Annotated in this window: 25 protein-coding genes; 11 read left to right on the top strand and 14 right to left on the bottom strand. The window is 69.8% G+C overall.

What is annotated here, in order from left to right:
• The first annotated feature begins 142 nt into the window (after positions 1-142).
• The gene (locus tag F4556_RS34885; protein ID WP_184923359.1) at positions 143-787 is read left to right on the top strand and encodes a DUF4241 domain-containing protein; all 645 of its coding nucleotides are present in this window, start codon (positions 143-145) and stop codon (positions 785-787) included.
• Positions 788-1,076: 289 nt separating this feature from the next.
• Here F4556_RS34885 and F4556_RS34880 read toward each other — a convergent pair whose 3' ends face one another.
• Positions 1,077-2,030, bottom strand: coding sequence for an alpha/beta fold hydrolase (locus tag F4556_RS34880; RefSeq protein ID WP_246511175.1), 954 nt, complete (start codon positions 2,028-2,030; stop codon positions 1,077-1,079).
• 88 nt (positions 2,031-2,118) lie between these two features.
• Between F4556_RS34880 and F4556_RS34875 the strand changes: the two genes are divergently transcribed.
• Together F4556_RS34875 and F4556_RS34870 are read left to right on the top strand one after the other, a co-directional pair.
• Positions 2,119-2,943: a TetR/AcrR family transcriptional regulator C-terminal domain-containing protein gene (locus tag F4556_RS34875; protein ID WP_184923357.1), complete on the top strand. Its 825-nt coding sequence runs from the start codon at positions 2,119-2,121 to the stop codon at positions 2,941-2,943.
• Positions 2,944-3,075: 132 nt separating this feature from the next.
• Entirely contained in the window at positions 3,076-3,393 is a 318-nt protein-coding gene (locus tag F4556_RS34870; RefSeq protein ID WP_184923355.1) for a hypothetical protein, read from the top strand.
• A 301-nt stretch (positions 3,394-3,694) separates the two neighbouring features.
• Here the strand turns inward: F4556_RS34870 and F4556_RS34865 are convergent, their stop codons facing one another.
• The gene (locus tag F4556_RS34865) at positions 3,695-4,234 is read right to left on the bottom strand and encodes a DUF4259 domain-containing protein (protein ID WP_313069049.1); all 540 of its coding nucleotides are present in this window, start codon (positions 4,232-4,234) and stop codon (positions 3,695-3,697) included.
• A gap of 797 nt (positions 4,235-5,031) precedes the next feature.
• Here F4556_RS34865 and F4556_RS34860 point away from each other — a divergent pair.
• Positions 5,032-5,688 (top strand): DUF6000 family protein, encoded by a 657-nt coding sequence (locus F4556_RS34860; protein WP_184923353.1) that lies wholly within the window; start codon positions 5,032-5,034, stop codon positions 5,686-5,688.
• A 24-nt stretch (positions 5,689-5,712) separates the two neighbouring features.
• Here F4556_RS34860 and F4556_RS34855 read toward each other — a convergent pair whose 3' ends face one another.
• On the bottom strand, positions 5,713-6,552 hold the full coding sequence (locus F4556_RS34855) for an IS5 family transposase (RefSeq protein ID WP_184923351.1): 840 nt from the start codon (positions 6,550-6,552) through the stop codon (positions 5,713-5,715).
• Positions 6,553-6,852: 300 nt separating this feature from the next.
• Positions 6,853-7,326 (bottom strand): hypothetical protein, encoded by a 474-nt coding sequence (locus F4556_RS34850; RefSeq protein ID WP_184923349.1) that lies wholly within the window; start codon positions 7,324-7,326, stop codon positions 6,853-6,855.
• Positions 7,327-7,838: 512 nt separating this feature from the next.
• On the opposite strand from F4556_RS34850, the gene F4556_RS34845 reads away from it, so the two are divergent.
• Together F4556_RS34845 and F4556_RS34840 are read left to right on the top strand one after the other, a co-directional pair.
• Positions 7,839-8,201 (top strand): hypothetical protein, encoded by a 363-nt coding sequence (locus tag F4556_RS34845; protein WP_184923347.1) that lies wholly within the window; start codon positions 7,839-7,841, stop codon positions 8,199-8,201.
• A 264-nt stretch (positions 8,202-8,465) separates the two neighbouring features.
• Positions 8,466-9,158: an HAD family hydrolase gene (locus F4556_RS34840; protein WP_184923345.1), complete on the top strand. Its 693-nt coding sequence runs from the start codon at positions 8,466-8,468 to the stop codon at positions 9,156-9,158.
• Positions 9,159-9,863: 705 nt separating this feature from the next.
• On the opposite strand, the gene F4556_RS34835 is transcribed toward F4556_RS34840, so the two are convergent.
• Positions 9,864-10,325 carry a hypothetical protein gene (locus tag F4556_RS34835; protein WP_184923343.1) on the bottom strand — a complete coding sequence of 154 codons (462 nt, stop codon included), beginning with the start codon at positions 10,323-10,325 and terminating at the stop codon, positions 9,864-9,866.
• 368 nt (positions 10,326-10,693) lie between these two features.
• Between F4556_RS34835 and F4556_RS34830 the strand changes: the two genes are divergently transcribed.
• Positions 10,694-12,745: a HEAT repeat domain-containing protein gene (locus F4556_RS34830; RefSeq protein ID WP_184923341.1), complete on the top strand. Its 2,052-nt coding sequence runs from the start codon at positions 10,694-10,696 to the stop codon at positions 12,743-12,745.
• Positions 12,746-12,787: 42 nt separating this feature from the next.
• The gene (locus F4556_RS34825; RefSeq protein ID WP_184923339.1) at positions 12,788-13,087 is read left to right on the top strand and encodes a hypothetical protein; all 300 of its coding nucleotides are present in this window, start codon (positions 12,788-12,790) and stop codon (positions 13,085-13,087) included.
• A 166-nt stretch (positions 13,088-13,253) separates the two neighbouring features.
• On the opposite strand, the gene F4556_RS34820 is transcribed toward F4556_RS34825, so the two are convergent.
• The 3 genes from F4556_RS34820 to F4556_RS34810 all read right to left on the bottom strand — a co-directional run bounded on the left by F4556_RS34820 (position 13,254) and on the right by F4556_RS34810 (position 16,072).
• The gene (locus F4556_RS34820; RefSeq protein ID WP_184923337.1) at positions 13,254-14,192 is read right to left on the bottom strand and encodes a phosphotransferase; all 939 of its coding nucleotides are present in this window, start codon (positions 14,190-14,192) and stop codon (positions 13,254-13,256) included.
• Between the two features lie 100 nt (positions 14,193-14,292).
• Positions 14,293-14,838, bottom strand: a complete 546-nt coding sequence (locus F4556_RS34815; protein ID WP_184923335.1) for a GNAT family N-acetyltransferase — start codon at positions 14,836-14,838, stop codon at positions 14,293-14,295.
• Positions 14,839-14,989: 151 nt separating this feature from the next.
• Positions 14,990-16,072 (bottom strand): DUF1152 domain-containing protein, encoded by a 1,083-nt coding sequence (locus tag F4556_RS34810; RefSeq protein ID WP_184923333.1) that lies wholly within the window; start codon positions 16,070-16,072, stop codon positions 14,990-14,992.
• Positions 16,073-16,303: 231 nt separating this feature from the next.
• On the opposite strand from F4556_RS34810, the gene F4556_RS34805 reads away from it, so the two are divergent.
• Positions 16,304-17,692 carry an STM4012 family radical SAM protein gene (locus F4556_RS34805; RefSeq protein WP_184923331.1) on the top strand — a complete coding sequence of 463 codons (1,389 nt, stop codon included), beginning with the start codon at positions 16,304-16,306 and terminating at the stop codon, positions 17,690-17,692.
• On the opposite strand, the gene ybiA is transcribed toward F4556_RS34805, so the two are convergent.
• The 5 genes from ybiA to F4556_RS34780 all read right to left on the bottom strand — a co-directional run bounded on the left by ybiA (position 17,689) and on the right by F4556_RS34780 (position 21,997).
• The gene (ybiA, locus tag F4556_RS34800) at positions 17,689-18,138 is read right to left on the bottom strand and encodes a riboflavin biosynthesis intermediates N-glycosidase (protein WP_184923328.1); all 450 of its coding nucleotides are present in this window, start codon (positions 18,136-18,138) and stop codon (positions 17,689-17,691) included. The two genes, F4556_RS34805 and ybiA, sit on opposite strands and share 4 nt — an antisense overlap.
• Before the next feature lie 109 nt (positions 18,139-18,247).
• Positions 18,248-19,081 (bottom strand): tetratricopeptide repeat protein, encoded by an 834-nt coding sequence (locus F4556_RS34795; protein WP_184923326.1) that lies wholly within the window; start codon positions 19,079-19,081, stop codon positions 18,248-18,250.
• A gap of 99 nt (positions 19,082-19,180) precedes the next feature.
• Positions 19,181-20,077 (bottom strand): DMT family transporter, encoded by an 897-nt coding sequence (locus F4556_RS34790; protein ID WP_184923324.1) that lies wholly within the window; start codon positions 20,075-20,077, stop codon positions 19,181-19,183.
• Positions 20,078-20,253: 176 nt separating this feature from the next.
• Positions 20,254-20,583, bottom strand: a complete 330-nt coding sequence (locus F4556_RS34785) for a DHCW motif cupin fold protein (protein WP_184923322.1) — start codon at positions 20,581-20,583, stop codon at positions 20,254-20,256.
• Positions 20,584-20,629: 46 nt separating this feature from the next.
• Complete coding sequence (locus F4556_RS34780; protein ID WP_246511174.1) at positions 20,630-21,997, bottom strand: hypothetical protein; 1,368 nt, start codon at positions 21,995-21,997, stop codon at positions 20,630-20,632.
• 214 nt (positions 21,998-22,211) lie between these two features.
• Between F4556_RS34780 and F4556_RS34775 the strand changes: the two genes are divergently transcribed.
• Both F4556_RS34775 and F4556_RS34770 read left to right on the top strand, forming a co-directional pair.
• Positions 22,212-22,895 (top strand): esterase/lipase family protein, encoded by a 684-nt coding sequence (locus F4556_RS34775; RefSeq protein ID WP_184923320.1) that lies wholly within the window; start codon positions 22,212-22,214, stop codon positions 22,893-22,895.
• 46 nt (positions 22,896-22,941) lie between these two features.
• Positions 22,942-23,511, top strand: coding sequence for a P-loop nucleotide/nucleoside kinase family protein (locus tag F4556_RS34770; protein WP_184923318.1), 570 nt, complete (start codon positions 22,942-22,944; stop codon positions 23,509-23,511).
• Here the strand turns inward: F4556_RS34770 and F4556_RS34765 are convergent.
• Positions 23,462-24,424: an AEC family transporter gene (locus F4556_RS34765; RefSeq protein WP_184923316.1), complete on the bottom strand. Its 963-nt coding sequence runs from the start codon at positions 24,422-24,424 to the stop codon at positions 23,462-23,464. The genes F4556_RS34770 and F4556_RS34765 overlap by 50 nt on opposite strands.
• Positions 24,425-24,439 lie beyond the last annotated feature (15 nt).

Here is a 24,439-nt window from a genome sequence, read left to right as displayed (position 1 = left end):
GGACGTGCTCTCAGCCTGAGCATGTCCCTGGCGGCGGTCGTGCTGCTGCCCCTGGTAGAAGGTGCAACGACCAGCACCCATCTGGAAGTTCGGTCAGACGGAGGCGAGCCCGCGCCCGAGCGTCCGATCGAAGGCGATGCGGGTGAGCCAACCGAGACCAGCCGTGAAGAGCGGTGGCCACACGATTCTGCGGCACCTGGCCGAGTGGCGATACGAGCAACAGGATCTCCCCGACCGCTCGGACGAAGCCTGGAAGCGGACCGTCGATCTGTACCCCGACGGGAAGAACAGCCAGGGCCTGTACCCACGCGGCCGGCTCGGCGGCTCGACGCGTACCCTGGTCGACCTGCCGCGCGACCTGTGGTGGCTGCCCGGGTTCAGGTTCACGCACCGGGACCGGTCGGAGCCGGTCACCATCGAGCCGGTCCGAACGGTCACCGAGATCGCCCTCCCCGCTGGGCAACTGGCCGTATGTGACCCCTCCTACCTGCCCGACGGCACGGAGGGCGACCCGCTGGTGATCGGAGTTCCGCCCGGTGTCTACCCGGTGCAGGAGACCGGCGCCGGCTATGAGAACGAAATGTTCGGCGACCGCTTCACCGCCCGTGACACGTACGCCGTGCGCCTGCCCGTGAGCGAGAAGCCGACCGCCGGCTGGACGATGGCAATCCCGCCGGGCAAGGACGTGAGGCTGCTGCGTGACGGCCAGTACGTCGGCTTCGGCGACTCCACCGCCAGAACCGAACTGGGCCGCCGCTACATGCGGGCCTGGTCACCTTCCCGTTGAGCGGAGACGGCGTCTACCCGGTCTGGGTGGGGCGCGACGACACGGGCGAGGTCACGCGGTCGTAATAGCCGACGGTTTCGAAATTGGCTGTCTGGAGCCGTTGACCCCCATGAGCCGGGGCATCAAGCAGCGGAGTACGCGGGCCCGGTACGACGGCCGGTGCAACAGGCATGACAGGCGGGCCGATCGGGGGAAGTGGATCACGACGGGTGGCAACCTGCCGCGTCCGGCGCGCCAACGATCCGGCAAGACGGCCACCATGCCCGCGCCGCCGGAGTGCACCCGGCCGTTACTCGCCCAGCGGCTGTCCGATCACGCCCGCACCGCCTGACCGCAACTGACGGACCGCCATGTCGCCGACCTGGCGGGCGATGTCGGTCCACAGGACGGCGGGGAGGTCGTGGCCGACGCCCGGGTAGGTCACCAGGCGGGCGCCGTCGATCGCCCGGGCGGTGGCGCGGCCCGCGCTGACACGCAGGATCGGGTCCTGCTCGCCGTGCAGGACCAGGGTGGGTCGGCGTAGCTCCTTGAGCCTGGATCCGTGCCACTGGGCGCCGATCTGGCGGCTCTGCGCCTTGTTGTCGCGCGGGCCACTGTCCACGTCGGCCTCGACCCAGGCGCGGGCCGCAGCCTCGTCGAAGGGGTAGCCGGGGGAGGCGATGCCGCGCCAGACGGTGAGGGCGGCCTCAATGTCGCCCTCGCGGCCCTCGGGGAACTTGGTCCGGGCGAGCTTGGCGAGCAGGCCGAACCGCAGATAGCGCAGGACCCCCAGCCCGGAGACATCGCTGGGCAGGGCCGCCGAGGAGGTGACGCTGAGCACCCGTTCAGGGTGCCGCAGTGCGATCCGCTGGGCGATCGCGCCGCCCAGGGAATGGCCGAAGACATGGGCTCGCTCCCAGCCGAGTTCGTCCATCACAGCGATGGCGTCGTCGGTCATGTCCTCGGAGGTGTAAGCGTCCCCGCGCTTGGCGAACAGGGCCTTGAAGGGGTTGGTGGTGGCGGTGTCCGGCATCCGGGTCGACTGGCCGGCGTCGCGCTGGTCGTAGCGGGCCACCGCGAACCCGGCGTCGGCGAAAGCCTGGCACAGTCCGGCCGGCCACCAGAACCGGGCGGTGGCCAACCCCATGATCAGCAGCAGCGGTTCGCCCTCGGAGCCCTTCAGTTGGTCGAAGGCCACCTGCACGTCGCCGTTGTGCGCATACCGGGTCGGCGTCCACTCCTGCTGCGGCTGCATTTGGGGCATGTCGACTCTCCTTCACCAACTGCGATCCATGTTCGCAGTTCATACGGCCTAAGATACTGCATACACCGTTCGCAGAAAAGGAGGGGTCATGACCGAGCCGTCCACCCACAGCATCTGGCTGCGCCCCGAACGCGCCGGACGCGGCCCGACGCCCACGTTCGACCGCGACCGCATCGCCGCCGCCGGTATCGCCCTGGCCGACGCGGACGGCCTGCCCGCCGTCACCATGCGGGCCGTGGCGGTCGCTCTCGGGGCAGGGCCGGCATCCCTCTACCGCTATGTGGCTACCCGCGACGAACTGCTGGAACTGATGATCGACCAGGTCAACGGCGAGATCTCCTACGACGCACTCGGCTCCGAATACTGGCTCGACGACCTACTCGCCTTGGCCCAGCAGAGCAGGAGCGTCTACCTCGCTCACCCATGGCTGCTGGACGCGACCGCGGCGAGGACCCCGGTGGGGCCGCACGCGGTCACCTACCTGGAGCACGCCCTGGCCGCGCTAGCCGACGTCGACGTCAGTCCCCGGACCAAGCTGGAGGCCATCGCCATCCTCAATGCCGTCGTCTCCACTCTGACCCGCGCCGAGGTGCTCCAGCGTCTCGCCGGGCAGACCGTCCCGCAGTGGCAGCAGGCCCAAGCGGAATATCTCACCCAGGTCGCCCTGGCGGGCCATCACCCGCACCTCGCCACCGCCCTGACCGGGCAGGCGCCCGAAGCCGAGGACTCATCGGAAGCGCTCTTCGATCGCATCCTCACCCGCGTACTCACCGGGCTCCTTCAGCCCGAGGACATCGGAGCGACCTCTGTGGGCGGTCGCGCGAAGGTCGAGCCACCCGCGGCCAGTCCGGATTCGACCACAACCTCTCTCACCGCCCATGACGCTCCACCCCTCACAAATGACCATCTGTGAGAGGGTGATTCGCGAATAATTGTCCGCTTCGAGGCGGGGGTCGGGTTAGCGCGTTTCTTCGGATCGGCAGGGATGATCACGGCATGAATGGTCGTCCGGAGTCCGGTAGAGGAGCGTGGGATCATGCGTCGCATGGCATCAGAGGTCTGGGAAGACGAGGGTGAGCCCTACCACTTCCAGTGGGCGCATGTGGAGTCCGAGGAAGCTTGGATCTTCGAGCTGAGCGAGGGGCGTCGAGCGCCGGCTTCCTGGTCCGGGACACCGCACGAGAACGCCGTCATGCCTGGCACCATGATGGTCGCCGTGGTGGCCCATGACCCGGATGTCGAGAAACCGCCCTATGTTCGCTTCGATCCCGAGCAAACAGTCCCGTTCGAGTTGATGAAGCGCTTCGTTGGGCGTGTCGCCGAGATATTGGACAGTGCCTGCGAGACCCGAACGCCTGGGTGACGCTGTCGTCGTCGAGGCGACGACGGCCGAGGACGCAGTGCCGACGGCTGCGCCTTCTCTTCTTGGACTTGGCCCTGTCACGTCCGGAGCAGTCTGAACACTCCGGGATCGGCTTCGGCGAGGATGCCGCGGGTCACCAGGCGTTTCAGCTTCGCGCGGGTGCCTTCGGGTGCGCCGCGGCTCGGTGCCGAGACCGAGCGCCTGGCAGACGCCCTTGGCGCGGAGTCCATCTCCGGCTGGCTTTGTTCACGAGATTCGGTTCTGGCTCAACTTCTGTGATCGGTGACGCTGAGTCAGCAAGTCAGATTTCGAACAGCGAGTCTTCTTGAGGCTTGGTCCGGGGATCAAGGATTCCCCGGAGGCGACTGATGCTCTGGCGCCATCGTGGGCCGTCGTCGGTGTCGTCCCAGAGTTCGGCGAGCTCGGATTCCTCGGCGAGGACTCGGTCGAGTGCCTCGGCGGCAAGTGTCCGAAGGTCGGTGGCGAGGAGTGGCAGAGCCTCGTCGGGGCCGAAGCTGGTTGTGACCGGCTCGCCGTCCGGGCATTGCGCTGCGATGAGGGCGGCGGCAGCGACGGCCTCCACGGCCTCGGAAAAGTCGAGATAGTCCTGGGCCTGGACGGTGCGGTTCAGTGTGCTGCGGATGAGGTTCTCGCGTTCGTCCAGGGCCGTCTCGTCGAGGGTGTCGGCGAAATCCGCCGCCGTGTCGTCCTCGAAAGGGCCGATGCCCCAGGTGCCCATGCCGATCTCCTCGTGTCGCCGTTCTGAGATCCTCGCACCGGCCACCGTCAGCGAGGTGTAGGTCTGCATAAAGCTGACATGGGCATTCGTCACGAGTGCCACCAGCGATCGGCAAGAAACGTCAGAGCGTCACTCCAGCTCAGCATCCACGCCGCACTGACATCAAAATGACGCTCGATCACTGACACTCACATGCAGACCACCAGTCAGCCGTGGCCTGCTCCTGCTTCTCACCGTGCCGATCCGGCTCACCGACGGCGGCCTCTGATCCGGTATCAGCCCCACCCGTGGAAAGGGCCCGGCTATCAGATGGGAACCGTCCATAACCACCCAGCCAAATTCCGGGCGCAGCAGCGGCCGGGACCGGGGCGGACCGGCCGAGCAGGACGGCCAGGTCCAGGAACTCCTGGACGACCAGGAGCAGTGCGACGTCGAGGCGGACCCGGGCGCCCTGGTCCCCGGTCGGCCGGTTTCCCGCCCGCTCCAGCGGCCGCCCCGGCCCGCACCACCACCGCGCGACCGCCACCGGCGGACGCGAAGAAGAAGCCCAGCGCAGCGCCCAGGCTGTCTGGGGCCCGTCAGCCCGCCTCGGCGGCCCGCTGTTTGCCCAGGGTTTGGGACAGGCGTTGGTACAGGCGCTGGGTCAGCGGTTGGGACCGGCCGGCCAGACTTACCTCCTGTTGCCCTGCCCTGCCCAGTGCGTGTGGGTGGGGGCTTGATCGACCTGGCGGACCCCGGAGCCCATCCGGAGCTGACACCGCACCCGAACATCACAGGGTGCGTGTAGATCGGCGTAAGCCGGCTGCGCAGGTCAAGAGCCTTCGGTTCTGGCGCACCTTCCGCCGAGGCTGTGGGCAAACCTGTGGCGCATGCGTACCGTCCCAGGCCAGGATGCGGCTATGCGTGATGTCCGGAGCGATCCCGAGCTGCAGGAGCTGGTTCGACGGTTCGTCACGCCTGATCGGCGATACCTGCGGTTGGGCGGGAGTCTTCACCGGCTGAGCGAGGTCGAGCGTTCCACGTTCGTGCGGGATCTGGCTCAGACTGCCCACGAGATCACCCCGGCGGAGCTCGGCATCCTCTTCGAGGCTGGCTGGCGCGAGCGCAAGACCGCCGCCTGGCTGGTCGCCGTGGCCCACCGGACCGAGTTTCGCGACCACATCGGCCGGCTTCTGCTGGCCAGCGGGGGGCCGTATGCGGGCGCGGCGTACTGCGTCGCCCTCGCGAAGTTCGGTACTGCCGCGGACGCCGAACTGCTCGCCGCCTACCTTGATCACTACTTGTCGCGTCCCGACCTCGACTACGACCAGCCCATCGTCCTCGGGACGCTCCTGTACCTCGATGGACTGCTCGGCTCCGAGTCCGCATCGCGGTTCATCGTCCTGGGCGGCGCCTGGGACCAGTGGCTCGAAGCCCGGGGCGTGGCAGCCCTCAACCCGCATGCCTGCCAGCAGAGCATGCAGCGACTTTGTGCTTTCGTCGACACGACCACGGAAGCCTTCGACCCGCGGCAAGGCCGGGCAGCCAGGTCACAAGCGGTCTCAGAGGGCGTTTGATTTAGGCGGATTGCCCTTTATGCCCTAGTAAGTGCCTCGCCAGGTTGGTGTGCTCTCGTCCGTTATGCGCTTGGCGAGGTTGTCGATCGAGGCGATGTGGATCATGGCTTCGGAGCTGGCCGGTAGGGTCTCGTAGTCGCGAGCGAGACGGCGGCGCAACATGATCCACCCCAGGCTTCGTTCGACCACCCAGCGCCTTTTGACGACGTGGAAGCTGCGGACATCGGATTTCCGGTGGACGACTTCGACGTCGATTCCTAGGCTGGCTCCGTGCTCGATCACGGCGTTCTTGAAGCCGGTGTCGACCCAGCTCTTGGAGATGCTCGGGTAGGTCTTCTTTACCTGGTTGAGGAGTTGGATTCCCAGGGCGTTCTCGGACAGGCTCGCGGCGGTGACGGTCACGGCGAGGACCAGGCCGATGGTGTCGGTGAGGATGCCGCGCTTCCGGCCGACGATTTTCTTCGCGGCGTCCGTCCCCTGGCTGCTCAGAGGCACGTTGGTGGAGGTCTTCACGCTCTGGGTGTCGATCACGGATGCTGTCGGTTCGGGGTTGCGTCCCTCCTTCACGCGGGCCAGTCCGGTCAGGTCGTAGTTGAGCTGGGCGAAGATTCCCTCGTCGCGCCAGGCTGCGCAGTAGGCGTAGACGGTGCCGTGGTTCGGGAAGTCATGCGGAAGGTACTTCCAGGGGATTCCCGTGCGGTTGACGTAGAGGATCGCGTTGGACACGTCGCGCAGTTCGACCTTGGCCGGCTTGCCGGTAGGCCTGCGGTCGAGCCGGGCCTTCCTCCAGGCTGTCAGTTTCGGCTCGATCAGGGCCCATCGGGCGTCGGACAGGTCGCTGGGATACGGCTTCCGCTGGCTCACGGCACAGCGTCAGCAGGAACGTGGCGGAGGATCAGATTCCGCTGCTACTTAGGCGGTTCTATGACTTCTTCAAACCAGACGGACTTCCAGACGCAGAAGCGGATGAGACGGGCAGCTGTCCTCATCGGCCGCTTGACCCCAGTCCCGACCTACCTGGCAAATACCGTGAAGTAGGACAAGGACAAGAGCCGAATACCGAACGATGGATGCCAAAACGCCCACTGAGAGGGCGGTCTGTGAGTTTATGGCCGTTTCGGCCAGCAGATTGCGTTGGCCGGGCAGGACGCCTTGGCTCAGGGTTCACCCGCCGATTTGGAAGGGCAGTCGGCGATCGTTGCCCAGCGACCGTCGGATGGCGTTGACGAGTCGTATCTGTGCCTGGGCCGGTTCTTGTTTGGCCGCGCGGAACTCCTCCGGGCTCAACGGATTCGTCAGTGGATCGGTCTGCCTTGCTACTTGCTCCAGGAAGCCATCGACGGCGTGGCCGAACTCGTCAATGGCTGTCGCCACATCGTTGGGGGCTACCAGGCTCACGCGTATCAGGACCGCACTCCACTCCCCCCAGTCGTGATCCCAGCCTCGACGGTCGGCATGCGCCCGCCCGATCTCCATCGTGAACTTCGCGTAGTGGCTGAACAGCTCCTGGTAGGCGGCCAGTTGCTGGCCGCGGAGCCACTGCCGGTCCTGCGCACGCCGCGTGACGATGCCCCCGACCACGACGCCCACCGTGGCGGAGAGAGCCCCGGCCGCAGTTGTCACCAGCGTATCGAGCACTGCGCCCCCGCCATTCCACGTTGGTGACCCAACCTTCGATGGCGACCGTAGTGGTGATCAGCCTTCTACGGCAACGATATGTGTTTGAGCAGGGTGTTCTGTGATGGGTCATCAGTTTCCGTTTGAGCCGGTGTCGGGTGCCGGCGACGTCGGCTGGGGCAGGGCGAACAGGCCGGGTACGGTGAGGATGCCGCGGTACACCAGTCGCTTCGGGAGATGGCGGACCGGGTACCCGCTGAGCTCGCCGAAGCGGAGACGGCCTGGCACGAGTGGCTGATCGCCCGGCAGCGCGTTGGCGAGGTTCTGTCCGACGAGTAACGGATGCCAGCCCCAACCGTCCGTCCAGCCGACGTCCGCCTGACCACGACCCCACGCCCGCCTCTCTACGAAGGTGGTGCGAAACGCTCGGAATGTTTCGCATGCGCGTCCAAACAGCTGGCGGGCGCGTCCGCTTCCGTAGGATCCTCGTTCCGGACGGCTCGCCGCGGAGGGAAGCCGGGAATCGGGGGAACGTGGACGCGATCAGTATCGCGGTGGTGCTCATGGCGGGCGGCTACGCCGTCAACGGAACACTGGACCGGGTCCGGCGCATGCGCAACGAGCGTCGCGGGGCGCAGGAGAAGGCCTTGCGGGGTCCCGAGCCCGTCTGCGGTTGCGGCCACCACCTGGCCTACCACGACCTCCACGACGGGCGCTGCTATGCGGAGGTCAAGCGCAAAGGCACCGGAGGCAGCGACGGCGAGGGGACGACAAAGGGCGCGACGGCTGCCCAGTGCACCTGCCGCCGCTACGCGGGACCCGAACCGCTGGCCACCCTCTACGCCCCCGAGCTCACCTCGGACTCCCGCCCACCACTGGAGCCACCGGCCGCATAGCGGCTGCGGGCCAGCTCGAGGGCGGTGCGGGCATCGCCTGATGCCGCCCACCCTCCGTAGCTGAGTATCCGCCGTTCGGTCGAAGATGAAGCGGCCGGCCGACCGGGGCTGGGCCGGCGAGCCCACCCCGGGACGGTTCACGCTCGCCGCCGGGCCGGCCGGCGGCTCATGGGTATCGTCATCGACCACAGCGCCATCTGCTCATGCACGGCGGGGCAGCGACTCGGTCTCGTCCTCGCGTGATCGCCAACGAAAGAGCAACCGATGCAACCGATTGTCCTCTTCGACCTGGACGGCCTTTTGATCGACTCCGAGCCGATCTGGGACGCGGCAAAGCGTGAAGTGTTCGGTCCGCTTGGCCTGCACCTCACAACGGAGATGCAGGCGGCGACGCGCGGGCTGCGGCAAAGGGACATGGTGGCCTACTGGTTCGACCGGGCCACCATTCAAGCCGACCCCGACGACGTCGAGCAGCAGATCGTGGCCGCCGTGTGCCGTGGGCTGGAGGGAGTGGCGCTGAAACCCGGCGCCGAACACGCCGTCGCGGCGTGCGCGCGTGCATCGAGGGCGATGGCCGTCGTGTCATCTTCGCCGGAGTCGGTGATTCGGGCTGCGCTCGCGAGCACCGGCCTTGACCGATCTTTCGATGCCGTGTTTTCCGCCGAAGACGACGAACACGGCAAACCCCACCCGGGCGCCTATCTCCGCGCAGCCGCCGCCCTCGGCGCGTCACCCGACGAATGCATTGTGATCGAGGACTCGCTCAACGGCGTCCTCGCCGGCGTGTCAGCCCAGATGACGGTCGTCGCCGTTCCCGAGGCCGCTGATCGCTGCGATCCTCGCTTTGCGATTGCCACTCTGGTACTGGAGTCCCTCAAGGATCTCGACACCTCTGTATTCGGCGCATATGTGTCCGGGGAGAGCCGGGACGCCACGTGGGCATCGCATGCTGTATGACGCCCTCGACCGTGGGTCCGGGCCTTCACGGGCGAAGGCCCGAACCCACCCCGGGACGGTTCACGCTCGCCACCGGGCCGGCCGGCGGCTGATGAGCATCGTCATCGACCACAGCACTGCGGTGCCCTCGGTGTGCCGTGGTTCCAGGCCGATGCCGAGGGCCTGACAGACATCCCTGGCCCGCAAGCCTCGCCCGGCCTGCTCGAAGGCGGCGAGGACGTCGCGGCAGCGGGGCACCATCCTCGGCCGCCGGCTCCAGCACGGTCTCGCGAGTGACCTGGAGGCGTTCCAAGATGCGCTCGGCGGCGGCGAGGGACGCGGTGCCGTGACGCTGGTACTCGAACTCCTGCCGGGCGGGTTCACCGGGGCGTGCGGGACGACCGGGATGGCGGCGTGATGCCCAGCGCGGCAGCCAAGCGGGCGCCGGGCATGAGGCGTCGTCAGCCCGCTGACCTGCTCGACGAACGTGACAGCAGGGCAGGCCGAGTTCTCGCAGCGGAACCGGCGCACCATCAACTCGATCACCGCCCGAGCTCCGCCGATCGCGGCATCGGCCAGCCGCCGCACGTATCAGCCATGCACCCGGGACGACACACCGCCGCAGTGGCCGCCACGCGGGCAGGGGAACCTCACCCCGGCAGCCGTCCGCTCGACCAACTCAACTGCCACGGCTGCCAGATGAGGAAGAACCACCTTCGGAGCCGCCTATACCGGTCCTTCGTAGAGATGGATCCCGGCAGGCCTCCGGTTGCGGAGCGGATCCAGGCGGCCACCCAGTTCCTCGGCCCACTGTTCGAGTTCCTCGCCGGTGTCGTGGAAGAACCAGGAGTTGAAGCTTCCCAGGTCCCGAAGAGCCGGATCCGGCGGGTACCGGAGCTCGCAGTGGACCTGAACGTAGTGGCAGTGCTCGCCGTCGTCATCGTTGATGTCGAACTGTCGGGTGAAGTCGACTGTGAACATCGGTGGCCCGCTGAAGGCGTACGTGCCGTATTGAAAGAGCAACCCGTCAGACCCCGGCGTGACTGCTGTGTCAAAGCGCTGACGCCCGAAGCGCAGGAAGGCCAACCAGGCATCCTGGGCGGTCAACTCGGCAACCGGCGACGGCCCGCTCTCCACCTCTCGACGCAAGAGCGGGAGGGCATCGTTCAGGTGGGTCCCACGCGGCATGCTGCTCTCCTCCGCCTATTGGAAACAGCAGCCTAACCTCACGGTGCCAGAGGGAGCTGAGAGGCAATCAGGTGGCGGAATTCGCCGACGCCCAATCAGTGGGGTGCGCCGAGTGGTAACGCCGACGTTCGAGGGCCAAGAGCGTTGAGTCGAGCGGTCATCAGTTGCTGGAGCAGCGTGACGGGATGGCAACGGCGAGGCCTGTACCCAGCCCTCGCCCGCACCGGCGCCCACATGCGGTGCCCCGGTCTCGGCAGCGGCGGCACCGGGCAGCCATGGCATGCCTCGCCGGGCTCTCCGGGCTGAGCTGTGCCTCGTGCATCAGGTGGAGCGAATTTCGAGCGACAGGACGGCCGGCTTCCTGGACGATGACGACCGGTGACGAGCAGGACGACGTGGTGGTGGATGGGATGACGGTGACGGGAATTTCGCTGGCGGCGCTGGACGCGGTGGCGTGGGACGAGCTGGGGAAGGACCGCCTCGGCGAACCGGCGGACAACGTGCGCCTGACGCTTCGTCAGCTCGCCCTCGCGGGAGCGAAGGCGACGGAGGAGGACTGCAGTCGGCTCTACTGTCTCGCCACGATCGAGGAGGACCGCACGCCGTCGGCCGCGGCGGCCGCCTTGCCGTTCATCATCGCGCTCGCCACAGACCCGGCCATGGGTGCGCGGACCACCCTGATCCAGTTGCTGGCGGACATGCGGGCGCCGGCCCTGGACGGCGAGGACTGGACGGGAGCCTTGGCCCTACTCGCGGATCCGGAACCGATGGTGCGGCGGGCGGCGATCCTGCTCGCCAGTGATCGGCCCCTGCTGCTTCTGGAGCGATGGCGTGTGGAGACCGACCCGACGGTACGTCCCGCGCTGCTGCTCGCACTCGGCGACGCCGTGGCGGCGGGCCCCGAGACCGATGCGACCGTGGCGGCGCGTGCGGTGCTGGGTGCTGTACTGGACGGCGACGATCCGATCCTGTGGGTGGCGGCTGTGCATGCCTCGGCGAAACTCGACCCGGGACTGCTCGTCCGGCAGTTGGACCGTTTGAGCGAGGTGTTCTCCGATCTCCAACTGCGCCCGCGCTTCGAGGAGGTCTGGTACACCCCGGCCTACGAATGTGCCTGGACCCGTGAGGAGCTGATCCTGACGACAGGGTGGCTCCTGGCGCACGACCCGGACGCCGAACTCTCCTTCGCCGTCCGGCTGACCGAGTCCGCGCAGCGCACCGGGGATGCCGCGCTGTGCCGGGCGGCGCTGGACCTGGCGTGGCGCTTCCTGACCGAGCGGCGGTCGGTGGAGGCTGTGCTGCTGCCGCTGGCGGGCGGCTTGCTGGGCTTTCCTGACGGGACCGTTCGGCTGCGGGCGGCGAACATCCTCGCCGCACTCGGCCCGGTGTCGGCCCCGTACGCCGACCAGCTCGCCGAACTCCTCGACGACGACAGTGCCGAAGAAAGCGAGGGCCCACTCGAAGGACTCGACGGGACGGTCGGGGAATTCGCCCGCTGGGCACTGACCCGCATCGGCGACCCGCGGGCGCTGCCCGGCCTGGTTGACCAGCTCCGCGTACGGGAGGAGCAGTGGCGCGGCTACGTCATCGGCGATCCGAGACGCCCGGATGCGAAGGACGTGCTGACCCCCCTGCGGGCGCACGCTGACGTCCTGCTGCCCGCCATACGCGAGGCGATCCGGCAGGGTGGAGTACGAGGCGGTGCGACCCGGGCGTTCCTCGAGGTACTGCAGTCCTGGGGCGAGGACGCCCTACCGGCTCTGCCCGACCTCCTGCCGCTGCTCGCGGACACCTGGACCTCGAACAGTGTGATCGGGGTGCTTCAGGCGATGGGTCCGGCCGCCGCGTCTGCCGAGCCGGCCCTGGCTACCGTCCAGCTGCTGGAATCCCCATACAACGATGGTCACTTGGCTCAGCTGGCCGCCCACATCAGCACGGAACGCGAGGCGGCGCTGCGGTTCTTCGGCGACGCGGTCATGACGACGGAAGATCCCTGGGGCGGGCCGATCGGCGCCTTGAACGATTTCGGCCTGGCGGCGGCACCCTACGGGGACCGCGTCCGGCTCGTCATGGAGAACAACACCGGCTGGCCACGCCTCGGTGCGGCAATCACGCTCTGGTCGATCACGGGCCGGGCCGAACCGAGCAGGCAGGTCCTGGAAGAGTTCGTGCTGCCGATCGCGGACGGCGGCGACGGCTTCAGGACGTTTCGGCATGCGCTCGAAGCCCTGATCCGCATCGGCGAGATCAGCCACACCACCCGGGCCGCGCTGCTGACGGTTCAGCAGTCGGACCGCCGCCTGTCGGCGGACGGCGGATACCCGATGATCCTCGATGACCAAGAACTCCGAGCACTGGTCGAAGAGGCCCTCACCTGTCCGAGCCCCCGCGCGGACGAGACATGCCGAGATGTCCGGTGAACCCCGGCGCGGCGGCCAAGGGGAGAGCCCTAAAGTCCGGCTATGCCAATCAGCGTGCACCTGCGGACCTACACGGGCGAGACCTTGGCCATCTGCAGCCACCCCTCGATCAACGCCCTCTGCCTCCGGGCACACAACCTAGGGCTACCAGGCCTGGGCCATGTCGATCCAGAGGACAACACGGTCTTTAACCGGCTCCAACTCCGCTTGCTCATCCCCGAACTGATCCGACTGGCTCAGGAAGCCCCAACAGGTGAGGCCGAAGCGGCACGCGAGCTGCTCGCCCTGACAGAGCAGATGCAGAGCAAGCCTCACCACGTGCTTCTGTTCAATGGCGACTAGCCAGCCCGCACAGGACCCGGCCGTCCCCGCGGCGCATCAGTAACCCGACGCCGGCCCGGCGATGTGGCAGCAACGCGTAGTACTCAGCGGGCGCAAGCCGTCCGGTCACGGTGCCGGTACCTCTCCGGCCGGCACCGGCCGACCAGGTTGGAAGCGTGCCAGGGCTCTATGCCCAGCCCGTGCGGTGGGTGATCCAGTGCTGTCCGGCTTCGGCGGCGCGGCGGCGGTAGTCGCCCAGCGCGCCGCCGGGGCCGTTCACGTGGTGGCGCCGCCAGTACCCGGTGACGGCGATCGCGAAGGAGGTCAGCGCGGCCGGGGGCGCCGCCTTCCACGCCGGTACGTGGGCGGCGAGCGCGTCCTCTGCTTGCTCAGGGGTGTGCCCGGCGAGGATCAGCTGCGGCACGAGGAAGGCGGCGTCCACCCAGGCGGCACCTCGGGTGGCCCAGGACCAGTCGATGACCCGCACCCGGTGTCCGCCGATGAGCAGGTTGTCCGGCCGCAGGTCGCAGTGCAGCAGGGTCGCCCCGGCGGAGGTCTGTGTGAGGAGGTCGCTGTCGTCGCTGGACAGGAGTGCGGCCAAGTGGCGTCGCTCCCACGGGTCCAGCGCCTCGGGGTGCTTGTCGGCGAGGGTGGCCCAGCCGCCGGTGAGTTCGGCCAGGATGGTGCTCACCGGCGGGATCCCCGGCGCCGGACACGGCGTCAGTTCGTCCCGCAGCAGCCCGATAACCGACAGGGCCGGCGTCAGGTCCGGCGAGGTCGGTGAGAGATCGGGGATGGTGCCGGCAATGTCCTCGTACGCGTTCAGCAGCCAGCCCCCTGCCCGGATCGACCACAACAGCTCGGGGGCCACTGACGGTGGCAGGTAGGGCCCAACTGCAGCTTCCGCCTCGTAGTGGCGGGCCGTGCGGTCGTTCAGCGCGATGCCTTTCACGAACACCCTGCTGCCGTCCGTGAAGTCGACCCGGGCCGCGATCCCCGGGGTGAAGCCACCACTCGGGTAGTCGATGCCGACCGGCGCGGCTCCCTGTCGGCTCTGCACGGCCGCCCGGACAGCGGCAGGCAGATCGTCCCAGCGGGGCCGTGAAGCAGGGGGTGCGGATGCCATGGCGTCCTCCGAAGCTGGTGTGGGTGGACAGTACCGCCGCCGGGTCGTCCGGCGCCGGTGGATTTCCTACCGGGGTCGAAGAGGCTGGCCAGGACGCTGATCAGTCCCGCCCCGGCCCTGCGGACCGCGCGCCGAACCACTGCTCAGCGCCGTAGGCCTCGAACCGCTCCACCTCGATGAACCCCAGCTTCGCCGCGAGGCGCATCGAGCGGACGTTGGCGGTCTGGGTCACGAGCACCACCGGCTCGCCTGGGACCGCCCCCGCGAACCACTCCAGTGCCGCTCCACACGCCTCGGCGGCGTACCCGCGTCCCCACGCCTCCGGCAGGAACAGGTAGCCGAGCTCGACGGACCCGGCAGCCCGACGAACGTGCCCCGTCTCCTTGTAGAGCATGATCTGGCCGATCATCGCTCCGTCGAGATCGACGGTGAAGAGGCCGGGGCGCCGGCGGGGCGGCCCGGGTATCGCGCGCTCGATCTCGTCCTGCGGCCGGGGGCCACCGAGGTAGGTGTTCACCGCCGGCGAGGCCAGCAGCTCGATGAACGCCGCACGGTCCCGGACCTCGGGCTCGCGGAGCACGAGGCGCTCGGTCCTGATCGGGGCAGGTGGCCAGGGGGCGGGGTGCACGGTGATCTCGTCCGACATGGAGCGGCTCCTGATCCTCCCGGCCACACGCTTCTCGTACGGCCACTGTGGGCAACGGCTTCTGACGTCGCCACATATCCGGACGCGCTTCGACCAGGTACCAGTTGCGCCGGACGCCACGGCGGCCGCTCTCGGTACCGCCGGACGGAACCTACGCGCTCCCCAACCGCCAGAGCGGGGCCACCTGCCGACCGGCCGACCGCAGGTGGGCCTGGAGCAGGACGGATTCGCCCGCGGTCAGGGCGAGTTCCTCGGTGATCCGGCGGGTGGTGACGTACTCGATGCCCATGGCCGCCGTGCGGGCCGCCCAGGTGCCGAAGCGCTCTGCCGGGTCGCCACCGGCGGGCCGGGCGGCGGGCGGCTCCGGGGTCAGCGCCCTGGCCCGTTCGCGGGCGATCTCGGAGAAGCCGCAGACCGCCGTACTGGCCGCCTCCGCCTGCGCCAGGTCGGTGGTGCCCGCCAACGCCCGGGCCAGTGGGTTGAGTTCGAGGGCGCGGGCCAGCGACAGCGAGTAGACCTCGGCGCTCGCCGGGCCCAGCAGCACCGGCTGCGGTGCGTCGCGCGTGCCGCAGACTCCGCGTACTCCGCGCGCCGCCGCCACCAGCAACGCGCTCGCCTCGGACGGATGCCAGTCGAAGACCCGGTCGACAGCGAGAGCATGACAACTCGTCAAGGCAAAGGCCGGAGCGCCCAACCGGGGCAGCAGCACACCCTCCGGCACCTCGGAGTCCAACCCCGGCCCGGCCACGTGCACGGTGGTCGGCAACCCCGCCGCCGCGCAGGCGGCCAGCGCGAGCGCGTCCCCGAGCGGGCTGCGCAGCGTCGGTTCGGTGCCGTCGGCGACCACGTCACCGCCCACGTCGACCACGTCCACCCGGTCCGCGCCGCAGTGGAGCGCCGCTGCCCGGATCTGCCGGGCCAGGCCGACCGCGCCCTCGTACGGGTCCAACAGGCCCAGCTCCGGCCGGAGTTCGCCAGCCAGGCGGGGCAGCAGCGAACCCGCCGGTGCCCTGGGCGCGGACTGCGACGTGACCAGCCACAGCCCCGGCCCGGCCGCGACGGTACCGGTGAAGTCGGCGGGCCGCCGGGGGCCGGGGACGGGATCGACCACCAGCCGCTCCCAGGCGTAGGTCAGCACCAGGGCGGGGGTGTCCGCGCCGTACAGCGCGGCGTGCACCATCGAGGTCGCGATGGCGTCGCCGCCACCGCCGGCGGCGATCAGAAGTCGCTTCATGCGCACCAGAGTTACCCCACCTGCGAGCACAACTCCAAGTCCTGGACCGGGCGATAACAGCAGGCCACCGGGGCCACAAGGCCCGGAACCTTCCAACTGCGCCGCCCCGATGACCCCCCGCTTCTGATGTTCACCCCATGAACACAACTGACGCATCGTCAATACCTTGAGTGGCAGGCGCGATCGACAGTTCCGCACGCCCTGTCCCACGACAAGAGGAGACGCCGGTCCATGGCCGCACCAGTGCCCGTCCAGCTGTCCGCATCCGTGCCGGAGGAACCGGCCACCCCGTACAAGCAGTACGTGTACGCCTACCCGCACCAGAAGGCGTACCGGCTGCTGACGGACCGACCGCTGCTGCGGGACGTCTGGGCGAAGGAGCGGCTGGACGCGCTCTCGCTGTACGTGCACATCCCGTTCTGCGAGATGCGCTGCGGCTTCTGCAACCTCTTCACCCGCACCGGCGCTCCCGAGGACGTGACCCGGGCCTTCCTCGGCACCCTGGAGCGGCAGGCCACCGCCACCCGGGAGGCGTTGGAGGCGAAGGGCGATCCGGTCCGCTTCACCCTGGCGGCCTTCGGCGGCGGCACCCCCACTTACCTCACCGCCGACGAACTCGCCCGGCTCTGCGACATCTGCGAGCACGTGATGGGCGCCGATCTCAAGGTGCTGCCCTGGTCGGTGGAGACCTCGCCGGCCACCGCCACCGCCGACCGGCTGGCCGTACTGGCCGAGCGCGGGGCCACCCGGCTGAGCATCGGCGTGCAGAGCTTCATCGACGAGGAGGCCAGGGCCGCCGTCCGGCCGCAGAAGCGCCAGGAGGTGGACGAGGCGCTGTCCCGGCTGAAGGAGTCGGCCTTCCCGATCCTCAACATCGACCTGATCTACGGCATCGACGGCCAGACCGAGCAGTCCTTCCGGGTCTCGCTGGACGCCGCGCTGAGCTGGGAGCCGGAGGAGATCTACCTCTACCCGCTGTACGTCCGCCCGTTGACCGGCCTGATGGCCCGTCACGACAAGGACGGGAAGCTCTGGGACGAACAGCGCCTGCGGCTCTACCGCTACGGCCGCGACCACCTGCTCGCGGCCGGCTATCGGCAGACCTCGATGCGGGTGTTCCAGCGGATCGGTACCGCTGCCGTGGAGCTCTCCGACCATGCCGGGATCAGCGAGTACAACCAGCAGGCCGGCATGGTCGGACTCGGCGTCGGCGCCCGCTCGTTCACCACCGACCTGCACTACACCACCGACTACGCGGTCGCCGTGCCGGAGGTGCGCCGGATCATCGACGACTACATCGCCACCCCCACCGAGGAGTTCCGGCGCGCCCAGTGGGCGTTCCGGATGGACCACGACGAGCGCCGCCGGATGTTCGTCCTGCAGGCGCTGCTGGAGTCGACCGGGCTGCGCACCGACGTCTACCGCCGCCGGTTCGGCACCCGTCCGCAGGCCGACTTCCCCGCCGAGTTCGCCGCGCTCGCCGAACGGGGCTGGCTCGCCACCGGTGGCGAGGAGTTGCTGCTGCTCACGCCGGAGGGGATGGCCTGGGCCGACGCGATCGGCCCGCTGTTCTTCTCCGCCCGGGTGAACGAGGCGATGACCTCCTACCAGGAGCGCTAGCTGGTGAGTTGGGCGCGCAACTGGCTGCGGGTGCGTACCAGGATCCGCCCGAGCATGTTCTTGCCGGTCCCGGTCCTGCCTCGGCCCCAGTAGTGATCGGCGCCCGTGTCCTCGACGATCTCCTCGTCGCCGGTGGACAGCAGAACGGCACGGATATCGCCGTGCGCGTGGAACTTGGCCGCCACCGCACGGCGCATCACGTCGTCCTTCACCCGCTCCCAGTCCCGCCGCAGGGGTTTGGACGCGTCCCGGCCCAGCTCCGCTGCCCGCAGCGGCGCGCGCGCACGCCGGACGAGATCCGCGTGGCGGGTGCCCGTGAACTTCTGCGCCTGGAAGTAGTGCTCCGAGGTCGGCCACCAGACCCCGTCGAGGTCGAAGCCATGATCGGAGAAGTTCGAGAAGCACCCGTACGGGACTTCGTCGGCGCCGTAGAAGTAGATCGTCATGGGAAACCTCGCCGAAGTTGCGGAAACCCGCACCGTGACAGGCCCGCCCGCGCCTCGGCAAGCAGATTTCGTGGCCGCGCGCAGCTCTTCACCGCGCCGACGACCCGGCTCACCTTTCAGTGGCCAGCCGACGCCGGAGGGCTGCGGCGGCGCGGCGGGCCGAGCGGGCCCGGAGGACGCGGCCCTCCGTCCGGAGGTACCAGGCGAGCCAGGTCAAGGACTCGGCGAGGGCGGCCAGTTGACTGCGCGGATGCGGCTCGGGCAGGCGGCGGATCAGCTTCATGGCCTCGTCGATGACGGCGGGCACCTCGGCGTGCTGCTCGAGTTTGGCGAGTCGCAGGGCGAGGTTGGTGGTGGCGTGGGCGAGGCTCGACAGGTGGTGACGGTCCGTCACGGGCACTCGGCGGAGCAGGTCGACGGATTCGCGGCTGGCGGCGAGCGCCTCCTGGTGCTGCTCGACGTCGGCGTAGCGGATGCTGAGGTTGTTCAGGGCCCGGGCCAGCTCCAGCACGGGCAGGGTCCTGTTGGCGGTGGCCGACTTCCGGTAGTGCGCCACGGACTCCTCGGTGGCCCGGAGCGACTCCCGGTGGTGGCCGAGTGCGGCCAGCCGGGTGCCCAGGGAGTCGAGCGAACTCGCCAGCAGGAAGCGGATCGTGGCAGGGTCGGCCCCGGTCGCGAGCCGTCTGCGGTAGACGGCGACGGCCTCGGCGATCGGGGTGACCGCTTCGGCCGGGCGGCCGAGCCAGGCGAGGACCAGTCCGAGGTCGTGCAGGAACACGGCGAGCCGGATCTCCGCCGCCGGGTCCACCGCCGCGAGCGGTCGGACGCACTGCACGGCGTCGCGCATCAGCGGAAGGGCGCCGTGCTGGTCACCCGCGTCGGCCAACTGCATGCCCCTGCGGGCGAGTTCCTCACCTCGGGCGAGGTCGTCCTGATCGGGCATGCCGTAATCCCCCCGTGGTCGGATGCCGCTCGGTCCTACTGCACCGGAGACGGCGTCCGGGCCACTGCCGGTTCCATCCGACGGGGGCGGGCGGCACGATCAACCGACCGCAGCGACCCGGCGGTCCGGCCAGGAGACCAGCACCAGCCCGCCCAGCAGCAGCGCGGCCCCGCAGCCGCCCGCCACCCCGAGCCGCTCACCCAACAGGGCCAGCCCGAGCAGCGTCGCGACCAGCGGTTCGGTGAGGCTCAGAGTGCCGACGGTGGCGGCGCTCAGCCGGCCGACCCCCCGGGTGAAGAGCAGGTAGCCGAGGGCGGTGGTCCCCAGCGCGAGCCAGCCGATCAGCAGCAGGCTGTCCGGTTCGACGATCCCCTGCGGCGCCGCCAGCAGTCCGGGCGAGACCACAACTCCCGCGCACAGTACGCTCATCGGCGCCGCCGCCGCGGTGTCCGCGCCCCGCTCCGCGAGTCGGCCGGTGACGGCGATGTAGCCGGCGAAGCTGGCGCCGGCGCCGACCGCGAGCAGCACGCCCGCCAGCGAGGCCCGGTCCGTCCGGCCCGGCAGGAGCAGCAGCGCGATCCCGGCCACCGCGCAGGCGGTGCCACCGGCCCAGCGGGCACCGAGCGGCTCCCCGGTCGACCGGCGGGCCGCCAGGCCCGCCACCACCGGGACGGTACCGAACGCCGCCGCCGTGGCCACGGCCGCCCCGGAGCGGTCGACCGCCTCCAGGAAGCACACCTGGAAGGCGGCGGTCACCAGCACGCCGAGCACCATCGCGCCGCGTACGCCCGGCCGCCAGAGCGTCCGAAGTCCGGTCCGCCGTACGGTGAACAGCGCCAGCACCGCGCCGCCGAGCAGCATCCGGCAGGCCCCCAGCGCGACCGGCGCCACGCCCGTGTCCGCCAGCACCTGCGCGGGGCCCACCGTCCCCCAGAGCACCGCGGCCGCCAGGACCGGCCACACTCCGCTGCCCGCCACCGTACGTCCGTCTGCCATCGCCCTCACTCCGCCAGGCCGAGGTGCGGGCCGCGCCTCGAACCGCGGCGCGGCGAGCCGCCCGGCGACACCCGATTCCGGATGCTAACGGTGCGTCAGAAAGCCCGACCATCGCAGGAGTCCACCAAACCGACCCGCGCTCCGGCCGCCGCTTCCGTAGGTTCGCACCAGCGGTATCAGTCGACCACGAACAGGCGGGCGCCCTCCACCGTGCTGGAGCGGTGCGGCTGGGTGTCGTCGCCGACCTGGTAGCTGCTGCCCGCCGTGAGCGTGACCACCTCGCCGTTGCCCAACTCGGTGGTGAGCGAGCCTTCCAGGACCAGCAGGATGTGCCCCCGGTCGCACCAGTGGTCGGCCAGGTAGCCCGGGCTGTACTCCACCATCCGGACCCGGACGGCCCCGAACTCCCTGGTCCGCCAGGTGGCGAGCCCCGTCTCCCCCTGGTGCTCGGTGGCCGCGACCTGCGACCAGTCGGTGGTGCCGAACGGAATGTCGATCATGTCCATCCGGCGAGCCTAGCGCGAGCGGGAGACGGGGCTGCGACCCGTACGGCTACGGCGCCTTGACGTCGGCCTGGCGGCCGCTCTTCAGCAGGCAGTCCCGGAACTCGTACCACGGCGTGACGCCCGTCCACCGGAGGAAGCCCGAATCCCCGGTGCCCGCCGTCATGTTGATGAAGCGACAGCCGTCGTACAGCAGCTTGCCCATGGTCATCGCGGTCGGCGCGGTCACCTGGTGCGAGCCCATCAGGATGCAGTCCTGGTAGCGCACCATCGGCCCGCGCGACGGGTTGACGGTGTCGAAGCGGTACACGTGGGTGACCGCGGTCGGCGCCCACGGCTGGTACGAGTTGGCGGTGTCGTCACAGGAGACGAAGGTGATCGTGCCCTTGTACCAGGCCGAGTCGATCAGCTTGTGCCCGACGCCGCGCAGCTCGAATCGGATGCCCTGGACGAACAGCCGCATCACCGAGTCGGCCCGGGAGTTGGCCTCCGCGCCGAGCTTGAAGATGGTCCCGGTCGAGGCCGCGTCCGTGAGGATGTAGGAGCCGCCGATGAAGTTCATCGACCCGCCGCGCTCGTTCCGGACGAAGATGCCGGACTTGAACTCGACCTTGCAGTCCCGGAACCAGTAGTTCAGGAACTGGTCCTGCTGCGAGATCGAGGGCGTCATGCCCATCACCAGGAAGGCGTCGGCGTAGGAGCCGCTGATCTGGCAGTGGTCCCAGCCCATCTCGCTGTTCAGGTTGGCGGCGGTCGGTCCGTCCAGACCGATGCCGACCTTCCAGGTGCCGCGCCACTCGACGTCCGTGTACCAGGTGTCCTGGACGCCGTACGTCGTCGAGGACCTGGCGATGTTGAAGGTCGCGGTCTCGTCCAGGCTGTCGAAGGTCAGCCCGCTGATCCGGATGTTGCGGTACCGCTGGTCGTTGGTCCACAGCACGGTGTCCTGGACCGTCGGCGCGTACGTGATCCGGGACAGCCGCTTGCCGTACCCGACGATCGTGATGCCGTCGACGACCTTCTTCGCGGTCTCGCCGCTGACGTTCGGCAGCAGCGAATCCGGCTGCGTCAGCAGGTAGTTGCCCGGCGGGATCAGCAGCACCTTGGTCGGCGTCGGCCCGCCCACCGGGCTCACCTGCTCCCCGGCCAGCAGCTCGGCCGCCGCCGCCCGGAACGCCGTGTCGCTGGCCGTCCGCCCGGTCGGGTCGGCGCCCTTCGCCAGGACGTTCACCACATAGCTGTCGACCCCCGTCGCCGCGACCGCCGCCGCCGCGCTCCCCCCGCCCAGCGCCAGGCTGCCCGCGATGGCACCCGCGCCGGTGAACCCGGCGAGCAGGGCCCGTCGGCCGGGCCGCTTCACCGCGTCGTCGTTGCCTGCTGACCTGTCGTCACTCTGTCGTTCCGCGTGCGTGGACAACGTGCTCCCCCTCGTGATGGATCTTCTCCGAGCAGCATGATCATCTGTCATGCCCATCCGGCGCCACAAGTCCCGGCCGACGGAGAATTCGGCCGGCCCGCCGTAGGAGTAAAGGCACTGCCCGCTCGGGTGTCCCACGTTCCGGCCCCGTCGCGGCTGGGGAGGATTCCGGATGCTCCGCTCCACCCACCGCCGAGCACCCGGGAGTTGGCCCATGCACCGTCGCATCCTTCCTGTCGCCGTGGCCCTGCTGTCAGCCTTGGCAGCGGCCGGTCCGGCCGCCCCCGCGCAGGCGGCCGGATCCGCGGCGAATCCGGTGATCTTCGTGCACGGGCGCAATGCGGGCCCCGGCGTCTGGGGCACGATGACCGCCGACTTCCGGGACCACGGCTTCCCCGCCGACCGCCTGTTCACCTGGTCGTACGACACCGGCCGGTCCACCAACGAGGTGCTGGCCGGCCAACTCGCCTCGTACGTGGAGCAGGTGCGGCAGCAGACCGGGGCCGCGCAGGTCGACCTGGTCGCCCACAGCCTGGGCAGCCTGCCGACCCGCTGGTACGTCAGGTACGGAGACGGCAGCCGGACGGTGGCCAACTGGGTCTCGCTGGCAGGCCCCAATCACGGCACCACGCTCGGCTACCTCTGCGCGCTCTGGGACCAGGGCTGCCGGGACATGACGCCCAACTCCTATGTGGTCAGCCACCTCAACCAGGGCGACGAGACCCCGGGCACCACCCGCTACACCACCGTCCGCTCCTCCTGTGACGAACAGATCGCCCCCACCGCCAGCACCGCCCTCGCCGGGGCCACCAACCTGGAGACCGGCTGCCTCAAGCACAATGACCTGCTGACCGACCGGTCCGTCGCCGCCGCCGTGCGCGCGGCGCTCACTCCTTGATCGACAGGAGCGACTCCACGGGGCACCGTCGGTCTACGATCGGCGCATGGTGACCGTACTGGTGAACGGCCTTCCGGCGGCCGGGAAGTCCACTCTCGCCCGCTCGCTGGCGGGTGAGTTGGGGCTGCCGCTGTTCAGCAAGGACTCGATCAAGGAGACCCTGGCCGACAACCTCGGCGTGGCTCCCACGCACGACGCCCGCGAGTGGAGCACCGCCCTCGGCCGCGCCGCCGCCGAGACGCTGTGGACGCTGCTGGCGTACGCGCCCGGCGGTGCCGTGCTGGAGAGCCCGTGGCTGGCCGGTACCCGTCGGTTCGCGGTGGCCGGGCTGGCCAGGGCCGGGGTGCGGCAGGTCCAGGAGGTCTGGTGCGACGCGCCGTTGGCGGTCCTGCGTCGGCGCTACGCCGAGCGGGCCGCCGGGCGGCACCCCGTGCACCTCGACGAGCAGGTGGACGCCGACGAGCGGTGGGAGGAGTGGAGCCGGGCCGCCGAACCGCTCGGCCTCGGGCCGGTGCACCGCGTCGACACCACGCGGCCGGTGGACATCCCGCTGCTGGCCCGGCGGATCACCGGCCGGCCGCCGGGAGCAGCGCCCAGTCGATGGCCGACAGGGTGAGCATCGACAGCAGGGTCGAGCAGAGCACCGAGTTCCGTGGCAGGGCAGTGCTCAGGCCGTACTCGCGGGCGAAGACGAACACGTTCTGGGCGGTGGGCAGCGCGGAGCAGAGCACCACCGCGAGCAGCTGACGGTCGCTCAACTGCAGCAGCAGGCCGACGGACAGCGCGACCAGCGGCTGTATCAGGTTCTTGGTGAGCACGGTGACGCCGACCTCGGCGCGCCCGGAGCTGCCGGTGGTCGCCGGGCGTCCGTGCAGGGAGAGGCCGAGGGCGATCAGTGCGGTGGGGACTCCGGCGCCGCCGAGCAGCGCGCAGGAGTGCCCAAGCGCCGTCGGCAGCTGCCAGCCGAGGGCCGAGCAGGTGGCGCCGAGTGCCGAGGCCAGGATGACCGGGTTGCGCAGCGGCATCCGCAGCAGACGGCCGAGCCGTGGGCGGCCCGGGCCGTCGCCGGTTCTCCCGCCGCTGGTGGCGAGGTCCAGCGCGGTCAGGATCACCGGCGTCACCAGCAGCACCTGGAAGAGCAGCACCGGCCCGATGAACGAGGCGTCACCGAGCACCTGGACGGCGACCGGGATGCCGAGGTTGGCGGAGTTCACGTACCCGGCCGCCATCGAGCTGATCGCCCGGTCGGCCGGCCGCCGGTCGAACAGCCAGCGGGCGGCGGCCCAGCCGAGCAGCGAGGCCACCAGGGTGCCGGCGGCGAAGGCCAGCATCGAGGTGTCGGCGAAGGTCCCCAGCGGGGCCCCGGCCAGCATGGTGAACAGCGCGGCGGGCATCGCGACGTGGAAGACGAACCGGCCGAGCACCGCCTCGGCCTGCTCCCCCAGCAGCCCGGTGCGCCCGATCAGATAGCCGACGGCGGTCAGCGCCCAGATCGGCACGAAACTCGACAGCAGAGGTTCCAAGGTCACGACGGACCATCATCG

Origin of the sequence: Kitasatospora gansuensis (assembly GCF_014203705.1) — a bacterium.
GTDB lineage: Bacteria > Actinomycetota > Actinomycetes > Streptomycetales > Streptomycetaceae > Kitasatospora > Kitasatospora gansuensis.
This window is presented reverse-complemented; position numbering and strand designations above follow the sequence as displayed.

What these genes read in the sequence shown, in the direction of transcription:
- F4556_RS34880 (WP_246511175.1), bottom strand. Translation starts at nt 2,030, where the DNA reads ATGCCCCAAATGCAGCCGCAGCAGGAGTGGACGCCGACCCGGTATGCG.
- F4556_RS34875 (WP_184923357.1), top strand. Translation starts at nt 2,119, where the DNA reads ATGACCGAGCCGTCCACCCACAGCATCTGGCTGCGCCCCGAACGCGCC.
- F4556_RS34870 (WP_184923355.1), top strand. Translation starts at nt 3,076, where the DNA reads ATGGCATCAGAGGTCTGGGAAGACGAGGGTGAGCCCTACCACTTCCAG.
- F4556_RS34860 (WP_184923353.1), top strand. Translation starts at nt 5,032, where the DNA reads ATGCGTGATGTCCGGAGCGATCCCGAGCTGCAGGAGCTGGTTCGACGG.
- F4556_RS34840 (WP_184923345.1), top strand. Translation starts at nt 8,466, where the DNA reads ATGCAACCGATTGTCCTCTTCGACCTGGACGGCCTTTTGATCGACTCC.
- F4556_RS34835 (WP_184923343.1), bottom strand. Translation starts at nt 10,325, where the DNA reads ATGCCGCGTGGGACCCACCTGAACGATGCCCTCCCGCTCTTGCGTCGA.
- F4556_RS34830 (WP_184923341.1), top strand. Translation starts at nt 10,694, where the DNA reads ATGACGACCGGTGACGAGCAGGACGACGTGGTGGTGGATGGGATGACG.
- F4556_RS34825 (WP_184923339.1), top strand. Translation starts at nt 12,788, where the DNA reads ATGCCAATCAGCGTGCACCTGCGGACCTACACGGGCGAGACCTTGGCC.
- F4556_RS34820 (WP_184923337.1), bottom strand. Translation starts at nt 14,192, where the DNA reads ATGGCATCCGCACCCCCTGCTTCACGGCCCCGCTGGGACGATCTGCCT.
- F4556_RS34815 (WP_184923335.1), bottom strand. Translation starts at nt 14,838, where the DNA reads ATGTCGGACGAGATCACCGTGCACCCCGCCCCCTGGCCACCTGCCCCG.
- F4556_RS34810 (WP_184923333.1), bottom strand. Translation starts at nt 16,072, where the DNA reads ATGAAGCGACTTCTGATCGCCGCCGGCGGTGGCGGCGACGCCATCGCG.
- F4556_RS34805 (WP_184923331.1), top strand. Translation starts at nt 16,304, where the DNA reads ATGGCCGCACCAGTGCCCGTCCAGCTGTCCGCATCCGTGCCGGAGGAA.
- ybiA (WP_184923328.1), bottom strand. Translation starts at nt 18,138, where the DNA reads ATGACGATCTACTTCTACGGCGCCGACGAAGTCCCGTACGGGTGCTTC.
- F4556_RS34795 (WP_184923326.1), bottom strand. Translation starts at nt 19,081, where the DNA reads ATGCCCGATCAGGACGACCTCGCCCGAGGTGAGGAACTCGCCCGCAGG.
- F4556_RS34790 (WP_184923324.1), bottom strand. Translation starts at nt 20,077, where the DNA reads ATGGCAGACGGACGTACGGTGGCGGGCAGCGGAGTGTGGCCGGTCCTG.
- F4556_RS34785 (WP_184923322.1), bottom strand. Translation starts at nt 20,583, where the DNA reads ATGGACATGATCGACATTCCGTTCGGCACCACCGACTGGTCGCAGGTC.
- F4556_RS34775 (WP_184923320.1), top strand. Translation starts at nt 22,212, where the DNA reads ATGCACCGTCGCATCCTTCCTGTCGCCGTGGCCCTGCTGTCAGCCTTG.
- F4556_RS34770 (WP_184923318.1), top strand. Translation starts at nt 22,942, where the DNA reads ATGGTGACCGTACTGGTGAACGGCCTTCCGGCGGCCGGGAAGTCCACT.